Source organism: Pseudochelatococcus sp. B33, from assembly GCF_053570585.1.
Map to the genome: position 1 here is coordinate 48,581 of NZ_JBSEFH010000017.1, position 19,852 is coordinate 68,432.

17 protein-coding genes are annotated in these 19,852 nt (G+C 63.7%); 14 read left to right on the forward strand and 3 right to left on the reverse strand.

From position 1 onward, the window contains the following. Positions 1–95: 95 nt before the first annotated feature. From ACUSIJ_RS18795 to ACUSIJ_RS18860, 14 genes are all read left to right on the forward strand, one after another. A complete protein-coding gene (locus tag ACUSIJ_RS18795; protein ID WP_449309939.1) occupies positions 96–926 on the forward strand; it encodes an ABC transporter permease in 831 nt (276 codons plus the stop codon). Beyond that, entirely contained in the window at positions 923–1,813 is an 891-nt protein-coding gene (locus tag ACUSIJ_RS18800; RefSeq protein ID WP_449309940.1) for an ABC transporter permease, read from the forward strand. Before ACUSIJ_RS18795 ends, ACUSIJ_RS18800 begins: the two co-directional genes overlap by 4 nt. Positions 1,814–1,832: 19 nt before the next feature. Next, entirely contained in the window at positions 1,833–2,624 is a 792-nt protein-coding gene (locus ACUSIJ_RS18805) for an ABC transporter ATP-binding protein (protein WP_449309941.1), read from the forward strand. 106 nt (positions 2,625–2,730) lie between these two features. Continuing rightward, positions 2,731–3,777 (forward strand): ABC transporter substrate-binding protein, encoded by a 1,047-nt coding sequence (locus tag ACUSIJ_RS18810; protein WP_449309942.1) that lies wholly within the window; start codon positions 2,731–2,733, stop codon positions 3,775–3,777. A 169-nt stretch (positions 3,778–3,946) separates the two neighbouring features. Beyond that, positions 3,947–4,759, forward strand: coding sequence for an SDR family NAD(P)-dependent oxidoreductase (locus ACUSIJ_RS18815; RefSeq protein ID WP_449309943.1), 813 nt, complete (start codon positions 3,947–3,949; stop codon positions 4,757–4,759). Positions 4,760–4,896: 137 nt separating this feature from the next. Continuing rightward, positions 4,897–6,354, forward strand: a complete 1,458-nt coding sequence (locus ACUSIJ_RS18820; RefSeq protein ID WP_449309944.1) for an aldehyde dehydrogenase family protein — start codon at positions 4,897–4,899, stop codon at positions 6,352–6,354. Positions 6,355–6,801: 447 nt separating this feature from the next. Beyond that, entirely contained in the window at positions 6,802–8,055 is a 1,254-nt protein-coding gene (locus ACUSIJ_RS18825; RefSeq protein ID WP_449309945.1) for a flavin-dependent oxidoreductase, read from the forward strand. An 87-nt stretch (positions 8,056–8,142) separates the two neighbouring features. After that, a complete protein-coding gene (locus tag ACUSIJ_RS18830) occupies positions 8,143–9,840 on the forward strand; it encodes an ABC transporter permease (RefSeq protein ID WP_449309946.1) in 1,698 nt (565 codons plus the stop codon). 42 nt (positions 9,841–9,882) lie between these two features. Continuing rightward, the gene (locus ACUSIJ_RS18835) at positions 9,883–10,935 is read left to right on the forward strand and encodes an ABC transporter substrate-binding protein (protein WP_449309947.1); all 1,053 of its coding nucleotides are present in this window, start codon (positions 9,883–9,885) and stop codon (positions 10,933–10,935) included. A 32-nt stretch (positions 10,936–10,967) separates the two neighbouring features. After that, positions 10,968–12,023: an ABC transporter substrate-binding protein gene (locus ACUSIJ_RS18840; protein WP_449309948.1), complete on the forward strand. Its 1,056-nt coding sequence runs from the start codon at positions 10,968–10,970 to the stop codon at positions 12,021–12,023. A 98-nt stretch (positions 12,024–12,121) separates the two neighbouring features. Continuing rightward, complete coding sequence (locus tag ACUSIJ_RS18845; RefSeq protein ID WP_449309949.1) at positions 12,122–13,225, forward strand: ABC transporter ATP-binding protein; 1,104 nt, start codon at positions 12,122–12,124, stop codon at positions 13,223–13,225. Between the two features lie 291 nt (positions 13,226–13,516). Continuing rightward, positions 13,517–14,506 (forward strand): ABC transporter substrate-binding protein, encoded by a 990-nt coding sequence (locus ACUSIJ_RS18850; RefSeq protein WP_449309950.1) that lies wholly within the window; start codon positions 13,517–13,519, stop codon positions 14,504–14,506. Positions 14,507–14,513: 7 nt separating this feature from the next. Next, positions 14,514–15,218 carry a class II aldolase/adducin family protein gene (locus ACUSIJ_RS18855; protein WP_449309951.1) on the forward strand — a complete coding sequence of 235 codons (705 nt, stop codon included), beginning with the start codon at positions 14,514–14,516 and terminating at the stop codon, positions 15,216–15,218. A gap of 99 nt (positions 15,219–15,317) precedes the next feature. Next, positions 15,318–16,256 (forward strand): LysR family transcriptional regulator, encoded by a 939-nt coding sequence (locus tag ACUSIJ_RS18860; RefSeq protein ID WP_449309952.1) that lies wholly within the window; start codon positions 15,318–15,320, stop codon positions 16,254–16,256. Positions 16,257–16,292: 36 nt separating this feature from the next. On the opposite strand, the gene ACUSIJ_RS18865 is transcribed toward ACUSIJ_RS18860, so the two are convergent. From ACUSIJ_RS18865 to ACUSIJ_RS18875, 3 genes are all read right to left on the reverse strand, one after another. Beyond that, on the reverse strand, positions 16,293–17,276 hold the full coding sequence (locus ACUSIJ_RS18865; RefSeq protein ID WP_449309953.1) for an NAD(P)H-quinone oxidoreductase: 984 nt from the start codon (positions 17,274–17,276) through the stop codon (positions 16,293–16,295). Positions 17,277–17,356: 80 nt separating this feature from the next. Further along, positions 17,357–18,298 (reverse strand): MBL fold metallo-hydrolase, encoded by a 942-nt coding sequence (locus ACUSIJ_RS18870; protein ID WP_449309954.1) that lies wholly within the window; start codon positions 18,296–18,298, stop codon positions 17,357–17,359. Continuing rightward, on the reverse strand, positions 18,295–19,842 hold the full coding sequence (locus tag ACUSIJ_RS18875) for a class I adenylate-forming enzyme family protein (protein WP_449309955.1): 1,548 nt from the start codon (positions 19,840–19,842) through the stop codon (positions 18,295–18,297). Before ACUSIJ_RS18875 ends, ACUSIJ_RS18870 begins: the two co-directional genes overlap by 4 nt. Positions 19,843–19,852: the final 10 nt, after the last annotated feature.

The window sequence follows — 19,852 nt, forward strand, 5'->3', positions numbered from 1 at the left end:
GGACGGTTTTCAGGCGCATAGTCATCCCGCGCCAAAGCAGAAAACGCGACGTCGGTCGCCAATAAGGACAATGACACCGGAGGAAGCATAGCGCCATGAGTACCCCCCTGATGGCCAGAACTTTCAAGGCCACACGCCGATGGCGGCTTCGCGCGCTGCCGTTGCAGTCGCTGCGGCTTGTGGTGGGCGGCGGCACGATCGTCGCACTGCTGGTGCTGTGGGAAAGCGTCGTCCAGGCCGGCCTTGTCGATCCTCTCTATATCTCTTCGCCCAGCCGCATCGCCAGGGTAGGCATTTCCCTGTTCCGGTCCGGCGAGATCTGGCCCGATATCCGGGTCAGCGCCGCCGAATTCGCCGTGGGCTATACCGCGGCGATCGTTGTCGGTGTCGTGTTCGGCTTGCTGACCGGCTGGTATCGCAGGATGAACTATATCTTCGGACCGTTCATCGATATCCTGAATGCGGTTCCCCGCATCACATTCCTGCCGCTTCTCATCCTGTGGTTCGGCATCGGGATGTCGTCGAAGATCGCCGTCGTCTTCCTCGGCGCGGTGATCCCGATCATCGTCGCCACGCATGCGGGGGTCCGTGCCAACGAGGCCAAGCTGGTCAGGGTCGCGAGAAGCTTCGGCGCCTCCCAGTGGAAGCTCATGACGAGCATCATCCTGCCCGGCACCGTCCCCTATCTCTTCGCCGGCCTGAAATACGGAGCGGGACGCGCGCTTCTGGGCGTGGTCGTCGGCGAAATCTACGCTTCCACCGCCGGCGTCGGCCACATGATCGCGGTAGCCGGCAATCTCTTCGACACCGATACGGTCTTTTTCGGTGCGTTTCTGTTCATGGCCATCGGCCTCGTCGTGACCGCGGCCCTCAACAGGATAGAGCGGTATTTCGATTGCTGGCGCCCGCAGGAGCAAGCAAGATGAGCACTGTCCCCTCCTCCTCATCCCCGTCCCGCGGACCGGCATTGGCTTCCACCCTGCGCGACACCTATTTCAGTTTGGAGCGGGGAATTCTTGGCGGCCTTGCAATCATCGTCTTTCTGCTGCTCTGGGAAGGTATTTCCCGCGGATGGTGGGCAGCGATCCTCCAGCCCTTCATCGGAGACGCGGCCGATATATTGCGCATCCGACCGATATTCCTGCCGGCGCCATCAGTAATTCTGTCGTTAGGGTGGGAGCTATATTTCGTCACCGGTGAGATGTGGCGCCATCTCGGCCTGAGTGCGTTCCAGTTCGTGTGCGGTTTCCTGATTGCGGCGACCCTCGGCATCACAATCGGCCTCGTATCCGGTCGCTATCGTCTGTTGTCATATGCGGTCGAGCCCCTTCTGACGGCGCTCAACGCCATGCCCCAGGTCGCGCTCGTGCCGCTCGTGGTGCTGTGGATGGGAACGGACGTTCCGGCGCGCATATTCATCATCACGCTGCTGATGATCGTCCCAATCCTCATCAACGCACACGCGGCCGTGCGCACCATCGAGCCCAGGTGGCTGAAACTGGCGAAAAGTTTCAGCGCCTCCGAGGTCCGGGTCCTCCTGACGATTGTCCTGCCCGCCTCCGTGCCGTTTCTCCTGGCGGCGACGCGAATTGCGATCGGCCGCGGCATGATCGGCATCGTCGTCGGCGAAATTTACGGTGCGCCCATCGGCATCGGCGTGACGATCAATCACGCGGGGTCGACTTTCGAGACCGCCAAGGTCTTCGTGGGCATCATCACCATTGTGGTCTTCGGTCTCGTTCTTTCGGAAATCGTGCGGCGGGTGGAACGGCGGGTGGAGGCATGGCGCCCGGCTGCCTTCGAACAATCATAAGCCAGAAGGAACAGTTTGCATGAAAGTCAAACTCGAAGCCCGCAAGATCGGCCTTGAATATGGCGCCCCCCGGAACGACAACCGCCTCGTCGCGCTGTCCGATATCAATCTGTCGATCTACGAAAACGAATTCGTGTCGATCGTCGGACCATCGGGCTGCGGAAAGACAACATTCCTGTCCATCGTGGACGGCCTCATCGGCGCCACCCATGGCCAGATTCTGCTCGACGGCAAGGTGGTCACCCGACCAGGCCCCGACCGCGCCGTGGTCTTTCAGGATTCGTCTCTCCTGCCCTGGCGAACGGTGCTGAAGAACGTCGTCTACGGGCTGGAGTGCGCCGGCGTCAAGGCTTCGGAAGCACGGGAGCGGGCAGCCTATTTCATCGACATGGTGGGCCTGCGCGGATTCGAGAACCGCTATCCGCATCAACTGTCGGGCGGGATGCAGCAGCGCGTCAATCTCGCGCGCGCACTGGTGATGGACCCCGAGATCCTGCTGATGGACGAACCTTTCGCCGCCCTCGACGCCCAGACCCGCGAAACGATGCAGGAAGAACTGCTGCGGATCTGGCAGGCAACGAACAAGACCGTCCTGTTCATCACGCATCAGATCGACGAGGCGATCATCCTATCCGATCGCGTTATCGTTTTTTCCGCAAGGCCAGGCCGGGTGAAGGAATCTGTCACCATCGACTTCGAGCGGCCGCGTTCGCTGAGGCTGAAGCGCGATGCTGGCTTTCACGCTTACGAGGACAGGATCTGGGAGCTTATCCAGGAAACGGAAAGAGCAACGATCCGGGCTGCCGTATAGAACATTCTTTGGTTTTGAACGAATTCGCACCGATCAGATGATTCCATTTGGCCGGAAAGTGCTCCGAAGGCCGCAAGAGGCCGGAGAATAACAAGGGAGGATTGAAATGAAGAACAGGACTACTGCATTGGCGCGCTTGAAACATAGCGCCACCGTGCTTCTTGGTGCCGCGGCTCTCAGCACGCTGCTGATGTCGGCGGAAACCGCCGGGCCGGCTTCTGCGGCGGAATTGAAGCCCTTCAAGGTGGCTATTTCCGCGCCCGTGGTGTCCATCCTGCCCGTCTTCCTCGCCGCGGACGGCGGTTTCTACGAGAAACAGGGGCTCGATGTCGACATCATTTCGACCGAGGGCGGCACCAAGGGCATGCAGATCCTGCTGTCGGGGGAGATCCAGGCCATGCATGTCGGCCTGTCGCCCGTGGTGGCCGCCAACACACGCGGGGCGGACGTGCGCGCGATCGCCTCGACGACGAACACGCTGCCGATCACCATCTTCTCGACCCAGGAGACGACCCCGCCGTTGCTGGACGGCACCACGATCGGCATCAGCACGGTCGGTTCCGAAACCGACATCGCCCTGACGATCGCGCTGCAGGCGCTCGGCCTCACGCGTGACGCCATGCACATCACCCAGATCGGCGGCAACTCCCAGCGTTTCGCCGCCATGTCTGCCGGCCGGATTCAGGCGGCACCGCTGCTGGAACCTGGCATCACGGCGGCCCGCAACCGGGGATTCAAGGCCGTCTACGATCTTTCGGCGGCCAATACACCCTGGATCTTCGACGCCGTCGTCGTGACGACGGACTATCTGAAGGCCAATCCCGATGACGTGCAACGGTTTCTGAAAGCCTATCTCGAAGGCGCGTATTGGGGGATGGCCAACAAGGAGAAGGCGGCGGAAACCATCGCTGCGCGGTTCAAGACCGACGACGCCGCCGTCATCGAGGCCACCTATCAGGAATTCAAACGGCTTATGCCGCGCGACGGCAAGCCGTCCGGGGAAGGCGCGGCCAATGTCATCAAGCAATTGAAGGCCACGGGCCTGGACGTCTCCAGCGACAAGGTCGAGGACTACGTCGATCTGGCCCCCCTCGCCCAACTGGAGCAGGACGGCTTCATCGCGGAGCTTCGGCAGCGCTATCAGATCGACTAGAGCGGGTTCACCATCTCACGAAAGCGTTTCACACCATTCCTGAGAACAGCTCTCGCGCATGCCACAGGCAAGCGGACAAGGCGCGTCCGGTCGAATGAACAGATTGAATTCAGGCGCTGGCGTCTGACCGGACGGCGCCTTGACGGCAACCCACTGGGGGAACAGGTTCATGATTGATCAGGATAAAGCAGTGCCGGCGGGGACCGCCGGCGATCAGAGCGGTCGTTTCGATCTCGCCGGGCAGGTCGTCATCGTCACCGGCGGCGGCAAGGGCATAGGCAAGGTCTATGTCGAGGCGTTTGCCCGGGCGGGTGCAGCCGTCCTTGCGTCCGATATCGACGGCGCGGCCGCGGCAGCCGTCGCCGGCGAGCTTTCGGACCGAGGGTTGAAGGTGGTGGCGAGCCGGACGGACATTGCCGATCCCATCTCAGTCGACACCATGACGCGGACGGCGCTGGACACCTTCGGCGCCATCGACGTGCTCGTCAACAATGCATCGCTGATGAGCGTTCTGCCGCGCCGGAGCTGGCTGGAAATCCCGGTCGAGGAATGGGACCGCGTCATGGCCGTGAACCTGCGGGGCATGTTCCTGTGTTGCCGGGCGGTGTTCCCCGCCATGCAGGAAAAGGGACGCGGCAAGATCGTCAACATTTCGTCGAGCCGCGTCTGGGAGGGTACGCCGCTGCGGCTGCACTACACGACGTCCAAGGCCGGCGTGGTGGGCTTCACGCGGGCGCTCGCACGCGAAGTCGGGCCGTTCGGGATAACGGTCAACGCGGTGTCGCCCGGCAATACCCTCAGCGAGACCCAGGTCCAGAGTTCCGATCCCGCCTATCTCGCCACCAAGGCGCAGGGGCGCTCGATACCGCGCGGGCAGGCGCCCGAGGATCTCGTCGGCGCCGTGATGTTCCTGTCCTCGCCCGCAAGCGACTTCATCACCGGCCAGACCCTCAATGTCGATGGGGGCCGGGCGATGCACTGAAGCCATTCCGGAACGGGCGTGAAACACTTGCCCGCCCGGGATTGCGACAAAACAGAGGGATGAGAGCGGCCGCGTTTCCGGTTTCAAATCCGCCGCGCCGGCACCCGTGGCTCTCCAACACGTCTCAGGGAACCATCATGCATACGCAAATCAGTTCAACGCGCGGCCTCATGCTGATCGGAGGCGAGCTTGTCGAGGCCGGATCCTCCGAAAGGCTTGCGGTCATCAACCCGGCCACTGAGGAAGTTCTTGGCGACGTGCCCGACGCCGATGCGGCAGATGTCGGTCGCGCCGTGGCGGCCGCCGAAACCGCGAGCGCGCCCTGGTCCGCCCTCGACGTCAATGCGCGCGCGCGATACGTGCGGGCGATCGCCGAGGGTATCCGGAAGCGGGCGGAGGAGATCCTGCGCCTTGAGGTCGCCGACACCGGTAACACGATCTCCAAGATGCGCGGCGACGTGGACTCGGCCGGCAACGCGCTGGAGTACTATGCTGGCCTCGGCCGTGAGATCAAGGGCGAAACGATCCCGGCCAGTACGCGCAACCTTCACCTCACCGTTCGCGAGCCTTATGGCGTCGTGGGGCGCATCATCCCCTTCAACCACCCGATCAAGTTCGCGGCCAACGCCCTGGCGGCGCCACTGATGGCGGGCAATACCGTGGTTCTCAAGCCCCCGGAGCAAAGCCCCCTCTCCGCCATGATCCTCGCCGAGATATGCCGCGAGGTGCTGCCGGCGGGCGTGGTGAACATCGTGACGGGCACCGGCCTCGGAGCGGGCGACGCCCTCGTGCGTCATCCATCGGTCAGACGCATCGCCTTCACCGGGTCCGTCGCCACCGGCATGGCCATCCAGCGCGCCGCCGCGGACGTGGGCGTCAAGCACGTCACCCTCGAACTCGGCGGGAAGAACCCCCTCATCGCCTTTCCGGACATGGACCCGGACACGATCGCCGAGGCCGCCGTTCGCGGCATGAACTTCGCCTGGCAGGGGCAATCATGCGGCTCAACGAGTCGACTGCTGCTGCACGAAAGCCTCCACAGACCGGTTCTGGAGCGGGTTGTCGAGCGTGTCGCATCACTACGGATCGGCGACCCGCTCGATCCGGAGAGCCAGATGGGCCCCCTCAACTCCGCCCGGCATTACGACCGCGTCCGCGACATGGTGCGGCTCGGCGAGGAACAGGGCGCGCGGCTGCTATACGGCGGCAGGCGGCCGCAGGGGCCCGGCTTCAAACGCGGCTACTGGCTTGAGCCGACGGTCTTCGGCGACGTGGACCCCGGCATGCGCATCGCGCAGGAGGAGATTTTCGGCCCCGTCCTGTCGGTCCTGAGCTGGAAAGACGAAGCCGAGGCCCTGGAAATCGCCAACGCCACCAGCTATGGCCTGACGGCATCGATCTGGACCAACGACATCAAGACCGCGCTGCGTGCGGCCCGCGCCGTGCGCTCGGGCTACGTCTGGATCAACGGCGCTTCCGGACACTTTTACGGAACGCCTTTCGGCGGCATGAAGAACAGCGGCCTCGGGCGCGAGGAAGGATTGGACGAACTCCTCAGCTACACCGAGGTCAAGACGATACATGTCATGCTTTGACCGCTGACGGAAAAGTGCGCGCGTTTCACCGGGCTGGCCGGTTGGCGGGATAATGTGATACTTCGATGCGATCGAGCGGCGGATGCGACTCCCAGTCGTGTCCGCCGCATTCTTATGTGGTGACGCGCGGACGAAGGGTGCCTGTTGCCCCCAGTCATCTGTTTTTGAAATGGTTTCAAAAAATTTATCTATTTGTCAATTGTCAAATGTGCTTTTAACTTTAGTAGGACATCGGCCATCGGACAAGGCGGCGCTCGTGAGGCCAGACCGCTTGTGGTGGGGATGCTCGGGAGGATTACGAACAATAGATGATCGGCCAAGGCGGACACGATTCCCGTCGCCGGCGAAGCTTTGTCCAAAAATCCCGAAAAACTGATTTCGTGTGCCCCCACACCGACATACCGGTGGGAGTGCCGTGTATTCTCGCATGGGAGATGGGAATAGACCATGGAAGTGACTATTGTAGGTGGAGGCATCGGCGGGCTGACGCTTGCGCTCATGCTGCATGAAAAAGGTATCGCTTCACGCGTATACGAGGCAGCCCCGGAACTGAAGGCGCTGGGCGTCGGAATCAACCTCCTGCCGCATGCCTCGCGTGAGTTGTGCGGGCTGGGCCTTGAAGAAATGCTTGCCAAGGTCGCCATCACCACCAAGGAATCCGGCTTCTACAACCGCTACGGTCAGCTTATCTTTGCCGAGCCGACCGGCCGCTATGCCGGCTATGACTGGCCGCAATTCTCCATCCATCGCGGCGATCTGCACATGGTGCTGGTGGAGGCCTTCATCCAGCGTCTCGGCGCCGACCGCCTGATGACCGGCTGGCAGTGCACCAGCTTCGAACAGACCGACGAGGAAGTCACCCTGCATTTCGTCGATCCGCGCGACGGATCGCCCCGCCCTTCCGTGAAGGCGGAAATGGTCGTCAGCGCCGAGGGCATCCATTCGAAGATCCGCAAGCAGCTTTTCCCGAACGAAGGACCGCCGCGCTATTCCGGCATCAACATGTGGCGCGGCGTCACGAAATGGAAGCCGTTCCTGACCGGCGCGAGCATGGTACGCATCGGCTGGCTGAACACGGCCAAGGTGCTGATCTATCCGATCCGCGACAATATCGACGGACAGGGCACGCAGCTCATCAACTGGGTCGTGGACATCGCCACCGAGAACTACAAGTCGCAGCGCGACTGGAACAAGCCCGGCCGCATCGAGGACTTCTTCGATGTCGTGAAGGACTGGAAGTTCGACTGGCTGGACTGCCCGGCGCTCTTCCAGGCGGCCGACGCCATCCTGGAATATCCGATGGTGGATCAGGACCCGCTCGACCAGTGGACTTTCGGCCGCGTGACCCTGCTCGGCGACGCCGCCCATCCCATGTATCCCCGCGGCGCCAACGGCTCCGCCCAGGCCATCCTCGACTGCCGCACGCTCACCGATGCCATCGTCCGGGAAGGCGATCCGGTCGCGGCCATGCAGGCCTATGAGGCCGTCCGCCGTCCGGCGACGGCGCAGGTCGTCCTCACCAACCGCAAGAACCCCCCGGACGCCATCCTGCGCGAGGTCTACGAGCGCACGGGCGACAAGCCTTTCGACGACATCAACGACGTCATCAGTCACGAGGATCTGGAACGGCTTTCCGCCAGCTACCAGAAAATCGCGGGCTATCATAAGGATAATCTTGCGGCGGTGCCGGCCGGGTCCTGATCCGGCTGCAGGCGAGAGCGTATTGTGTGAGAGGTCGGGATGTCGTTACAGGAAAGCAGCTATGCAAAGCCATCCGAAAAATGGGGAATGTTCAGCCATATCAGGCCGGAATGGCTGATCATCGGCGGCGTCGTACTGGTCGTCGCCTGGCTGGCGCTGGTGCCGCTCATTTTCCTCCTGTGGCAGAGCTTCATGACGCCTGCCGCGGGCGACGTCCCGGCCATCTTCACCTTCGGCAACTATGCGCGGGCGTTGACGGACAGCAGCATCCTGCCGCTGTTCAGCAACTCCGTGATCTTCGCCGCGGGCACGTCCGGTCTCGCCCTTTTCATCGGCACGCTGTTCGCGTGGCTGAACGAGCGCACGAACACGCCGTTCAAGATGCTGTTCTATGCGGCGTCGATCGTGCCGCTGGTGATCCCGTCGATCCTCTTCACCGTCTCGTGGATCATGATGGCGAGCCCGCAGATCGGTCTCTTCAACCTGATCCTCCGGAACGTTTTCGGCTTCGAGGACCCGGTCTTCGACATCTATTCGATGGGCGGGATGATCTGGGTCGAAGGCCTTCACTATTCGCCGATCGCCTTCCTGCTGATGTCGGCCGCTTTCCGGTCGATGGATCCGTCGCTGGAGGAATCCGCGCTCATGTCGGGCGCGTCGCTGCGGCAGATCATGTTCAGGATCACACTGAAGCTGGTCTGGCCGGCGCTCGTGGCCTCCTTCTTCATTCTCTTCATCCGCTCGATCGAATCCTTCGAGGTGCCGGCGCTGCTCGGCATGCCGGTCGGCATCGATGTCTTCACCTCGTCGATCTACGAGGCGATCCGCGAATATCCGAGCAATGTCGGGCTGGCGTCGGCCTATGCGGTGGCCCTGCTCGCGATCGCTTCCTTCGGCATCTATTTCCAGTCTAAGCTTTCGAATCAGGGAAGCAAGTATTCGACCGTCACGGGCAAGGGTTTCCGGCCGCGGCCGTTCGATCTCGGCGCATGGCGGTTCCCGGCGGCGGTCCTCATCGTCCTCTACATGATCCTCGTCATCGTGCTGCCTTTCCTGGTGCTGCTCTGGTCATCGCTGAACAAGTACTACAGCGTGCCTTCCTGGGAAGGCTTGAGCCGGCTCTCCCTCGATGCCTACAGCAAGGTCATCAACTACCCGACCGTCGGCCAGGCCGTCTGGAACAGTGCCCTGCTCTCCCTCGGCTCGGCCACGGTCATCATGCTGCTGACGGCGGTGATCTGCTGGATCGTCATCCGCACGAAGCTGCCGGCCCGCTGGCTGCTGGACAATCTGGCGTCGCTGCCGATGGTCTTTCCGGGGCTCGTGCTCGGCCTGGCGGTGATGATCTGCTATCTCTATCTTGACGTCGGCATCTACGGGACGACGTGGATCATCTTCATCGCCTATGTCACCCGCTTCATGCCCTATGGCGTGCGCTACAACAGCACGTCCATGCTGCAGATCCACAAGGATCTGGAGGAATCGGCGGCAATGAGCGGCGCGTCCTGGAGCCAGAGCTTCCTGCGCGTGGTGCTGCCCCTGCTGAAGCCCGGGCTGCTCGCTGGCTGGATCTATATCGTCGTGGTGTCGATCCGCGAGCTGTCGAGTTCGGTACTGCTCTACAGCCCGGGTTCGGAAGTGGTGTCGATCGTCATCTGGGAGCTGTGGCAGAATGGCCAGTATGTCGAGCTTTCAGCCTTCGGCGTGATGATGATCCTGGTGCTCTTCGCGGTCGTCATGGTGGCGCAACTCATCGGCAGGAGGTTCGGCGTGAAGGAGACCTGAGCCGGATCGAGGGCCTCATCATAGAAAAATGGGAGGGAACGTATGGTCAAGTCTGGGTTCTACGCAAGCATGACTCGCAGAGAGCTAACGCTCGGTTTTGCCGCAAGCCTCGCGACCGGTCCCGCGCTTGCCCAATCCGTTGCGCAGATCGCCACCCCTAGCGATCCTGATCGGATGGAAAGGCTCGTCGAGGCGGCCAGGCAGGAGGGCAAGCTCACCCTCTACACGGTAACGCCGATCGACGATGTCAATGAGGTGATCGCTGCCTTCACCGCCACGTACGGCATCCCCGTCACGCTCTGGCGTGGCAGTTCCGAAGACGTGCTCCGGCGCGCGGTCACGGAGATCAAGGCTGGCCGCCACGATGTGGACGTGATCGAGACCAACGGTCCGGAACTGGAAGCGCTCCACCGCGAACACATCTTGCAAGCGGTCGATTCTCCTGCCGTTGCGGATATCTTTCCCGGCGCCGTACCGACCCACAAGGAATGGATCGGCAGCCGCCTGAACATCATCACCGCCGCCTATAACGCCAATCTCGTTCCGGAAGCCGACGTGCCCAAGAAATGGGACGACCTCCTTGATCCCCGCTGGAAGGGCAAGATTGGCATCGAAGCCGAGGCCTACGACTGGCTGGCAACGGGAATCGAAAGCTGGCCATCAAAGGATGAGGGCCTCGCCTTCTTCAGGAAGCTGACCGACGTTAACCGTCCGCAACTGCACAAGGGCCATCCGCAACTCGCTAACATGACCGCCTCGGGCGAGTTGCTGATCGCGTTGCAGGTTTATCTCTATCGTGTCCATCAGCTGGAGAAGGAGGGTGCGCCCATCAGGGCGCTGTCGCTCGGTCCAGCGCTCGCGCGTATCAACGGGCTCGGGATCGCCAGGACGGCTGCACATCCGAATGCGGCGACCCTTTACCAGCAGTTCACATTGACCGGGGCGCAGCAGATTCTGGCAGACCGTTACTTTACGCCAGCCAATACCACGCAAGTACCGTTTCCACCGGGCATGGAGATCAAGGTCATCAAGCCAACTGCGATGCTCGACGACCTCTCCGCGTTGCGGGAAACGTTCAGAAAAACGTTTCAATAACAACAGATCAATATTTCTCCAAGGAGGATACCATGCTCAATACACTGAACGGCCTGAAGGGGCTCACCCGCTCGGCGACGCTCGTTGCCGCCGTCGGCGCCCTGCTGGCCGGACCTGCCTTGGCGCAGACCGTCGGGGACATCGCCACCTATGATGGCCCCGATCGTCTCGAACGCCTCATCGAGGGCGCCAAGACGGAAGGCGCGCTGACGCTCTACACCGCGACGCCCGTCGAGGATGTCACGGCGATTACCGATGCCTTCACGGAAAAATACGGCATTCCGGTCACCATATGGCGCGGCAGTTCGGAAGATGTGTTGCGCCGGGCCGTCACCGAGATCAAGGCCGGCCGCCACGATGCGGACGTCATCGAGACGAACGGACCGGAGCTCGAGGCGCTGCACCGGGAAAACATCCTCCAGGCCGTTGAATCGCCCGTGGTGGCGGACATCTTTCCGGACGCCGTTCCGGAGCACAGGGAATGGATCGGCAGCCGTCTGAACATCATCACCCCGGCCTACAACACCAATCTGGTGCGGGAGGCGGACCTGCCGAAGACGTGGGACGATCTGCTCGATCCCAAGTGGAAGGGCAAGATCGGCCTGGAGGCCGAAGCCTTCGACTGGCTGGCGACCGTGAGTGAGAGCTTTCCGAGCGAGGAGGAAGCCACTGCCTTCTTCTCTAAGCTTGCGCACACCAACGGCCTGTCGCTTCGCAAGGGCCACACGCTGCTGACGAACCTGACGGCCTCCGGAGAAGTGCCGCTGGCGCTGACGACCTATCTCTACAAGGTCGACCAGATGCACAAGGACGGGGCTCCGGTCAACTGGCTGCAGCTCGGTCCGTCCGTCGCGCGCGTCAACGGCCTCGGTGTCGCCAGGACGGCGAGGCATCCGCATGCGGCGCTCCTGTTTCAGGAATTCACGTTGACCGACGGTCAGAAGATCCTTTCCGACCGCGGCTTCACGCCGACCAACGTCAAGATCGTGCCGCTGCCGGAGAGCCTCGACGTGCAGGTCGTGGACGGTGCCGCCATGCTCGACCAGCTCAGCGCGTGGCGCAAGACTTTCGAGACAGCGGTCAGGTAAGCCGCCGACGAGAACGGACATATCATGGCGGGGCCGCGCTATGCCCCCCATAACACTGGCCGAGCGAGGATCGCCGACAGGCCGGGAGGAAAGATGAGATGTTGAATGTTCAGGGATTGACGACGGAATATACGGACAGCAAGGGCAAGATCGTCCGTGCCGCCAAGGATATTTCCTTCGAGGTGCCGCGCGGACGGCTGTTCACGCTGCTCGGCCCCAGCGGCTGTGGCAAGACGACGACGCTGCGCTCGATCGCGGGGCTGGAGCGGCCGGTCAAGGGCAGCATTTCGGTTGAGGACGTGGTCGTCTATTCCGCCGGCAAGGGCATCTTCGTGACGCCGAACCGCCGCAACTTCGGCATGGTGTTCCAGTCCTACGCGATCTGGCCGCACATGAGCGTCTTCGAGAACGCCGCCTTCCCGCTGCGGGTCGGCAAGGGTGGATTCTCCAAAAAGCAGATCGAGGAGAAGGTCGAGCGGGTGCTGAAGGCCGTGGCGCTGGAAAGCTACGCCGGCCGCGAGGCCACGCGCCTTTCCGGCGGTCAGCAGCAGCGGCTCGCGCTCGCTCGCGCGCTGGTCATGGAGCCGCGCCTGCTGCTGCTCGACGAGCCGCTCTCCAATCTCGACGCGAAGCTGCGGGAGCAGATGCGTTTCGAGCTGAAGCGCCTGCAGCGCGAGCTGGATCTCACGACGCTCTATGTGACCCACGACCAGCAGGAGGCCCTGGCGCTCTCCCACGAGATCGCCGTGATGAACGACGGCCAGATCGTCCAGCTCGGAACGCCGCGCGAGATCTATGAGGCGCCGCGGACGCGCTTCGTCGCGGACTTCATCGGCTCGTCGAACTTCATGGATTGCAGTGTCGCCGCCAACGGCGGGCATGACGCCTGGGTCATCGACAGCCCCGCCGGCAGGTTGACCGTCGCATCGGAAGAAGCGCTCGACGTCAAGGACCGGCTGACCGTCGCGATCCGTCCGGAAAACGTCCAGCTCATCGAACCGGACGAGGACAGCCGCGTCGCCGACAACCTGCTGGAGGGACGGGTCGAGAGCAAGGTGTTTCTCGGCGAATGCGTGGACTTCATGGTCAGCGTCGGCGACACCCGGCTGCTCGCGCGCGTGCACCCGAGCCTGCGGACGCCGATCGGCGAGCGCATTCTCGTCCATGTCGATCCCGCCAAGATCAACGTGATCACTCATTAGACCATGTCATCATTTCATGGAAATGATGACATGATCCAACTTTTTGATTTTGAGCGAATCCTTATCGATCAGATGATTCCATTTGATCGGAACGCGCGCTAAGGCATCAAACCAAAAAGGTACCGTTTTTTGGATAAATTTGATGTAAAAACAAATAGATAGAGCAAAATTGCGATTCAGATTTAGTGCATTTTGCTCTAGCGCAGACGGAGAGTCGGGCCTCGCGCCCTCCTTCAACACGCTTTCGAACCGGGAGCGCTTCCGGACCACGTGAACCTGCTGGAAACCGCCATGTATCACCTGAAACTGTCCATCGCCACGACCGACTACGATCACTTCCGTGATTTCCGCCTCGGAACCGTCAATGCCGAGGGCATCGACCACACGTGGTCGATGCTGAGCCATCACGAGATCTTCGCCCGCTTCACCTTCAACCGGGAATGGGATGTCGCCGAGCTTTCCTTCGCCAAGTTCATGGCGCAGGTGAGCCGCCCGGACAGCGACATCATCGGTCTGCCGGTCGTCTGCTCGCGGCTCTTCCGCTTCAGCTCCTTCTACATCAACAAGGCGTCCGGCATCAAAACCGTGGCGGACCTGAAAGGCAAGCGCATCGGCGTTCCGGAATGGGCGCATTCCGCCGCCGTCTATATGCGCGGCTGGATGCACAACGAGGCCGGCGTCAAGCTGCAGGACGTCCACTGGGTGCAGGCCGGCGCCAATGCACCGGGGCGCATCGAGAAGGTCGACCTGAAGCTTCCCGAGGGCGTCGAGCTGACCCGCGTCGCCGACAAGTCGCTGTCCGAGATGCTCGCCTCGGGCGAAATCGACTGCGCGATCATCGCCCGGCCGCCGACCTGCTTTCTCGAGGAGGACCCGCGCGTCGAGCGGCTGATCCCCGACTTCCTCGAGCGCGAGGAAGAGTATTACGGCAGGACGGGCGTCTGGCCCATCATGCACATCGTCGCGCTGAAGAAGCGCGTCGTCGAGGAGAACCCCTGGGTCGCGCGCAATCTCTACAACGCCTTCGAGGAATCGAAGCGCCGCAGCCTGGAACGTCTGTTCGATCCCGCCGTCTCGCGCTATCCGCTCGCCTGGCTGCCGATCTATGCCCGCAGGATGCGGGACATCTTCGGCGCCGACCCCTTCCCCTTCGGCATCGACAAGAACCGTCCGACATTCGAGCAGATGCTGCTCTACACCCACCAGCAGGGCATCGCCGAGCGGTTGATGACACCGGAGGAAATCTTCACGCCCGGCATTATGACCAAAGTCGTTATTTGAGGCCACCATGACAGATCAGACCGCATTGCAGGAACTGGTGCAGGCAAACCGCATCCTGGCTTACGAAAAGGTGCTGGATGCGTTCGGCCACGTCAGCATCCGGGATGACGAAACGGGTTATCACATCTCCCGCTCCCGCAGCCCGGAGCTGGTGTCGCTCGACGACATCCAGCACTATGACGCGGATTCGCGGATCATCGGCTCCGATACGCGGGGTGGATATCTGGAACGCATTATCCACGGCGCGATCTATCAGGTGCGGCCGGACGTGCGGGCCGTATGCCATTTCCATTCGCCGTCGATCATGCCGTTCTGCGCAACGGGCCGGCCGTGGTTTCCTGTCACGCACGTGGGGGCGACGGTCGGCGCCGCCGTGCCCTTCTGGGACGAGCAGGAGGCGTTCGGCGATACCGACATGCTGATCTCGACCGCGGAACAGGGAGCCTCGCTCGCGGCAGCGCTCGGCGATCACGCCGCCGTGCTGATCCGCAATCACGGCGCGGTTGTCGTCGGCGGCACCGTACGCGAGCTCGTGATGCGCAGCCTTCAGTTGTGCCGCAACGCGGATGTGCTGCTGCAGGCGATCATGATCGGCGCACCGCGGCCGCTGACGCCGGGCGAGGTGGCGCTTTCCGGCGCCAAGAACCTCGATCCCCGCGTCCTCCAACGTGTCTGGGACTACCATCTCGCCCGGGCTGGTCTTGACGGTTGACGCCGTCCGCGCTTCACGATGTAACTTACTGCTCCTGACCGACGAGGCGTTCCGTGATATTCTGAGCGATCGTCGTTCGGAATGGGAGGCTAAGTTTCCGTGCGCATTCGCCAGCTTGAATCGTTCATTTGCGTCTGCGAGCTCGGCAGCATCACGCAGGCGGCCGCGGCGCTCAACATCGTGCAGCCCGCGCTTGGCGCCCAGATCAGCGCGCTCGAGGACGAACTCGGCGTGCGCCTGCTGCATCGCGGCCGGCGGGGTACGACCGTCACGCCGGCCGGCGCCTATTTCCTGACCGAGGCGAAGCAGATCCTCGACCATATCGCGACGGTCAAGAACACGGTCCGCACCCTGGCGCAAAATGAAAAGGAACAGCTGACGATCGGGCTCACGGCGAGCCTCTCGGCGATGCTCGCGGGTTCGCTGGCCCGTGAGCTCAGCGAACTGTCGCATCCGGTCTCGGTTCAGTTCGTCGAGACCATGAGCCATCTGCTGGCGGACAGAGTGGCGCGCGGCGAGCTGGATTTCGCGCTCGCCTTCAACGTGGAGGACCACAAGGCCATCCGGAAGCAGCCGATGCTGCGGGAGAGCATTTTCTTCATCACCAGCCCCAACTCGCCCCTCGGGCAGGACCGGCCGATCGACATGGCCGAGCTCGCCAAGGTCACCTTCGTCATCCCGACGGACAAGGGCCAGATCATCCAGCTCCTCAACGAGGCGATGGGTCAGTTCGACCTGCCGCTGAACGTCGCCTACCAGATCGAATCGATGGACGCCATCAAGGGCCTCATCAACGAGGGGGCGGCCTGCGCGGTGCTGCCGTTCGGCGCCGTGACCCGGGAGGTCAACGCCGGCACGCTGATCGCCCGGCGGATCACGAACCCGCCGCTGACGCGAACGCTTTTCCTCGTGCACTCGTCGGCTCGCGTACAGACCGAGGCCATGCAGGAAGTCCAGGCGACCATAGAGCGGTCCGTTTCACGCCTTGCCAGCAATTTTGCCTTCGAAAGCGTCGAGAGAGAACCGCTGCCCTCCTGACCGCCGGATCGCGCCCCGCCGCGGGCGGCTGTACTGTCAGAGCCGCAGGACGATCTTGCCGAAATTGTCGGCCTCCTCCAGCATGCGGTGCGCCTCGACGGCCTCGGCGAAGGGCAGCACCGCATGGATGGCGGGTTCGATCTCACCGCTGGCGAGGAGCGGCAGCCAGCGGAGGCGGAAGCGCTCCACGACCGCGGCCTTCTCGTCGTTCGAATGGGGACGAAGCGTGAAGCCGCGCAGTTGCAGCATCTTCGTCAGCACCGCGGAGACGTCGATTTCGGCCAGGCCCGCGCTCAGCAGGCCGACGAACGCGAGCCGCCCCCGCCAGCGCAGAAGCGCGATGTGGCGCGCGAGATAGGCCGGGCCGACGAAGTCCTCGACCACGTCGATGCCGTCCGGGTAGATCTCGCGGATGGCATCGGCGAAATCGACCTCGCGGTAGTTCACCACGTGCGTCACGCCCCATTCGCGCAGGCGCCGCGCCTTGTCCTCGCGGCCGGTGGTGGTGACGATCTCGGCCCCGACGCGCTGCGCCATGCGGATCGCCGTGCTGCCCACGGCGCTTCCGCCGGCATGGATCAGCACCCGCTCGCCCGGCGCGAGGCGCGAAAGCTCGAACAGCGTCTCATGCGCGGTGCAGAAGGTCTCGATCACGCTGGCCGCGCGCGTATCGTCCCAGTGCGCCGGCACGACGACGACGTGGCGCCAGTGGGCGACGGCATATTCGGCATATCCGCCGCCGGAGAGCAGCGCCGCGACCCGCACGCCGGGGACGATGCCGCGCACCTCGTCCCCCACCGCGACCACCTCGCCGCCGCACTCGACGCCGAGCACGGGATTGGCGCCCGCGGGCACGGGGTATGCGCCGGCGCGCTGCATCGCGTCGAGGCGGTTCACCCCGATGGCGCCGACCCGGATCAGGACCTCGTCCGGTCCGGGACTGGGCCGCTCCGCGGTCTCGAAACGCAACGCCTCCGGCCCTCCGGGGTCGGGAGCGTGGCAGATTGTCATCGTCGGCATGGCGGGCCTCCTCATGGCCAAAGCGTTTTCAAACGAATGGGATATCGGATTATGTTAAGAAAACGCATTAAATCAGGAAACTAGCAGGATGGCGACCGGATATCCGGCCGGCGCCCGTGATTGACGGCGTGGAACCACTGTTCCTGGATGAAGCGGAAGGCGCCCCGATAGCCGGGGCGGATGCGGGCAAAACCGGGGAAGTGGATATGCATGCCAGCGACCAGCAGATCCTCGTCGACGCAGCGCTGCAGGATCCGGCGGCGCGCAACTGCCCCGGCCGGGCTGTCGGTGTCGAATATCATGCCGACATCGGGGTCCGCGAGCTGCACTTCCGGGACATGGACGGTATCGCCCCAGACGATCATCGCCTCGCCGCGCGAGCGCAGGATGTAGCAGCTATGGCCCGGCGTATGGCCCGGCGAGGGCACGGCCGTGATCCCCGGCAGCACCTCGCCTTCGCTGTCGAAGGTCCGGACCGCGTCCCCCAGGTAGGGCGTGAGCTGGATCCGCCCTGCGTCGAAATAGACCCGTTTCTGCCGCTCGGTGGCCTTCGCCTTCTGCTCGTCGTCGAACCAGTGGTCGATCTCGGCCCGGTGCACATGAACCGTCGCGCGGGGAAAAAGCTTGCGGCCGCTTGCGGGATCGGTCAGCCCGTTCGAGTGGTCCGGATGGACATGGGTCAGCAGCACATCCGTGATCGCCTCGGCGGGCAGGCCGAGAAGGTCGAGAAGCCCGGGCAGGCGCCCGCACGTCGGCCCCATGATGTCGCCGGAGCCGCAATCGACGAGGATGTTGCGCCCGCCCTCGCGGATCAGGAAAGCGTTGATGGACACGACGGGCGGGCAGACCCGCGTTTCCTCGGCAAGAAGGCCGGCGAGCTTCCCATGGTCGGGATCCTTCATGATGTCGAGGGTGTCATAGGCCATGTAGCCGTCGCAGAGCGTGGTCACGAGCACGTCGCCCACCATGCGGTGATAAATGCCGGGGACCTGATGAAAGGGGACCTGTCGGAATTCGGTCATGGCTCATTCTCCTGCCGCCCGGATTTCGGCACGAAGGCCGGGCGCGGCTTCTCGACAAGATCGTGGTTCTCCGCCAGCCACCGGCGCAGGTGGACGCGGGCGATCTTGCCGATGGTGTTGCGCGGCAGCCGGTCGATGGCGGCGAACAGCCTCGGGCGCTTGTAGGATGTCATCTCCTCGAGCGCCGGAGCAAGCCGCTCACGCCAGTCTGCGGGCGGGTTCTCGGCAACGACGGTGACGATCTCGCCCCAGTAGTCGGACGGATAGCCGAGCACCACCAGCTCCGTGCCCGGCAGCGCCGGGGCGAGCGCGCGCTCGACCTCATCGGGCGAGATCTTGTAGCCGCCGCTCTTCATCATGTCGGACTGGCGCGACACGAGATGAAGCCGCCCCGAGGTATCGACCAGCCCGAGGTCCCCGGTATCGTGGAACTCGCCCGGTGCGAGCATCCTGAGCCCATCGCGCGTCATGTAGCCGGTGAACATATGCGGGCTGTGCAGGTGGATCTGGCCGATTTCGCCCGCTGGCAGCACCGTGCCCGCCTCGTCCCGGATCTCGATGCGCACGCCGGTTGCGGGCCAGCCGACGCAGAGCCCCTCGCCCGGCGGCTCGGCATAGGCGGCGGCGGTCTCGGCGGGTTCGAGCGCGGTGATCGGGTTGAAGATCTCGCTCTTGCCGTAGGTGACGCGGATGATCTCGCCGAAGCGCGCGACCGCGTTGCGGTAGATCGTCGGGGTGAGCGGCGCGGTTCCGGTCAGGATCATGCCGAGCTTTGGTTCCAGATCCGCGAACCGCTTATCGGCGGCCGCCTCCGTCAGCTTCGCGAGCACGGTCGGCGGCGCGAACATCTCCGTCACCTCGCCCGAGGCGAGGAGCGGCAGCACCACCGCCGGGTCCACGCCCTGCATCAGATGCACGCTCGCCCCATGCGCCAGATAGGCGAAGGTCAGGAGCGAGCTGCCGTGCGAGAACGGCGTCATCAGCAGAATGCGGTTGCTGCGGTCGGGCAGCAGCGGCAGCGACGCGCGCAGCAGCAGCGCGCCGGTCCAGCGCCCGTGATGGCTGTGGATCGCGCCCTTGGCGAAACCGGTTGTACCGCTGGTGAAGACGATGCGGCTCGGCGCCTCGGGGGCGACGTCCGGCCAGTCCGCGCCGGTCAGGGGCCGGGGCGCGATCCCCCGCGCATCGAGAAGCGGCACGGACAGCGCCGGCAGCGGTTCCGCCGCGCCGTCGACGAGAACGAGCCGTGCGCCGGTGCAGTCCAGGGCATGCGCGAGCTCAGCCCGGCTCAGCAGCGGGTTGACCGGCACTTCCGTCACCCCCGCGAGCGCGACTGCATAGCTCGCGGCGGTGGCGAGCGCCGAATTGTGAAACACCGTCGCCACGAAGTCGCCCGGCCCGAGCCCGAGGCCGCGCAGATGACCGGCGATGCCCGCCGCGCGGTCGAGCACCCCGGCGATGGTGTGGCTCCCCTCGGCATCGACGATGCCAATGCGATGGCCGTAGCGGTTGCGGATCGCGGCGAGCTCGGCGCCCCAGTGCATCGTGAGCCTC